This window comes from Phytobacter sp. V91, assembly GCF_965644225.1.
In the GTDB taxonomy this organism is placed as follows: domain Bacteria; phylum Pseudomonadota; class Gammaproteobacteria; order Enterobacterales; family Enterobacteriaceae; genus CBFFRJ01.
Genome location: NZ_CBFFRJ010000260.1, coordinates 1 through 1757 on the forward strand (window position 1 = coordinate 1; position 1757 = coordinate 1757).

The 1757-nt window shown below is 58.5% G+C and carries 2 protein-coding genes; both read right to left on the reverse strand.

The annotated features are described in order from the left end of the window. Positions 1 to 66 precede the first annotated feature (66 nt). Positions 67 to 1281, reverse strand: coding sequence for an IS91 family transposase (locus ACSZO4_RS25445; RefSeq protein WP_437891865.1), 1215 nt, complete (start codon positions 1279 to 1281; stop codon positions 67 to 69). 8 nt (positions 1282 to 1289) lie between these two features. Beyond that, positions 1290 to 1757: hypothetical protein (locus ACSZO4_RS25450; RefSeq protein WP_437891866.1), on the reverse strand; the 468-nt coding region annotated here is incomplete at its 5' end.

A 1757-nucleotide genomic window follows, 5' to 3' on the forward strand; every position in this document is an offset into this window, starting at 1 on the left:
GAAATCATGGCAATAAAATACGGTTTTCGGCGGGTTTTTAACCTGAAAGCCGTTTTTAAGGCGCACTTATCCCGCAGCCTGTGCCAGAAGCCATCGTTTTCTGGCGATCCCGTGGAGCCTTTCCGCCACTAATTCCGTGGCATGCCTGCCGGCCTCTGCGCTGACAAAGCGCAGCCGGTTGCCACAGAGGATACATTTATACGGGTCCGTACGCAGAAATCCTTTCAACAGCAAGGCGAAGCCGGGCTGTTCCGGTTTTTTCCGCGCCTCCATCTGCAGGGCTTCATACACCTGCGGCAGCAGCGAACCCCGTTTGCGGTTCGACAGGAAGCCATAGTAACGCACCATCTTAAAATGCTTTGCCGGCACGTGGCTGATATAGCGCCTGAGCATCTCTTCCTGGGTCAGCGACTGCTGGCGGTACTGCTGCGTACGGTGGTCGTAATAGTGATGTACCACGGCACCGCCGCTGTAGTGCCTGAGCTTTGCCGCTGACACCGGCGGGCGCTTCAGGTAGCGGCCCAGGTATTTGACGCTCCGCCAGGCGCCCCGGGTCTTCTTCGCAAAATGCACCTTCCAGCGGCGCCCGTACTGCGCCTGCAGATACCGCTGCCACTGCTTTTCGTCGCGGATATGCCTCAGCCCCGGCAGCCTGCCGGGGTTAATCAGGTCATGGCTGTGGCGCAGGAGGCGGATGACGGCTCCGCGCCAGATTTCCTCGACGGCATGCTTCTTAAAGAAGAGGTCGCGCCAGATGCCATACCTGATATCCAGTCCACCACGGGTGACGGAGAGGTGAATGTGCGGGTGCTGGTTGAGCTGGCGGCCGTACGTATGCAGGGCGCAGAAGATACCGACCTCCACGCCCTGTCTGCGGGCCCAGCGAAGCATGGCGCGGGTGGCGGCGCGAAAGAGCGCGTTGAGCAGGGGCCAGTTATTGTTGAAAAAGGGCCAGAGCAGGTGGGGCATGGTGAAGGTGATATGCTGCCAGTCGCAGTCGGGAAGGATATGACTCTGCTGCGATACCCACTGCTCAGTGGCTTTGAAGCCGCAGGAGCTGCAGGCCTTTGATTTGCAGCTCTGGCAGAAAAAGCGGGAATGGGTGCAGTCCGGCGATGCGCAGCAGAAGCGGCGAACGCCCATGGCCGTGGTGCCGCAGGCGAGCATGCGCTCGATGCAGAGGCGGGTCCAGGGAGTGACGCGGTCACTGAATTTTTCGAGAAACTTATTCCAGCCGTCATCGACGGTGAAGAGCAACTTTGCGGGACGCGGGATATACATTCGGGGAATTACAGTCCGGGGATCTTGCCGGTGAAGCGAAAATCGACATACTGCCCGCAGCCGCAGTCAGGCTCATCGGGTCTGTCGGCCCAGTTGTCAGTGGATTTGTCCCACGGGACGAAAGAGACCCGCATTATCTCCAGCTCCGTGCAGATAATGAACTCATCCAGGGGCATGCTTTCGGTCATCGCGCCATCAATGCTGTCGTATCCGGCTTCATCAGCCTCTCCGGGATGCTGTTCAAAGCCGCGAATAATGGTGACGAGGGGCGGGTCGAATTGCGTATCAAGGAAAAACTGGGGGCCAAGGCGGACACAGTGCTGTATGGCTTCAGCCGGCGTATCGTAGAAGAATTCATCGGGCTCATGACCGTCAGTGTCGGGGGGGAAGGAGACCATAAAACGTTTTGGATAAGAGGGGGGGGTAATACGGGCTACAAGTGGTTTACCTGATTTACCGGGCTTGCGTTTTCTGGG

What these genes read in the sequence shown, in the direction of transcription:
- ACSZO4_RS25445 (WP_437891865.1), bottom strand. Translation starts at nt 1,281, where the DNA reads ATGTATATCCCGCGTCCCGCAAAGTTGCTCTTCACCGTCGATGACGGC.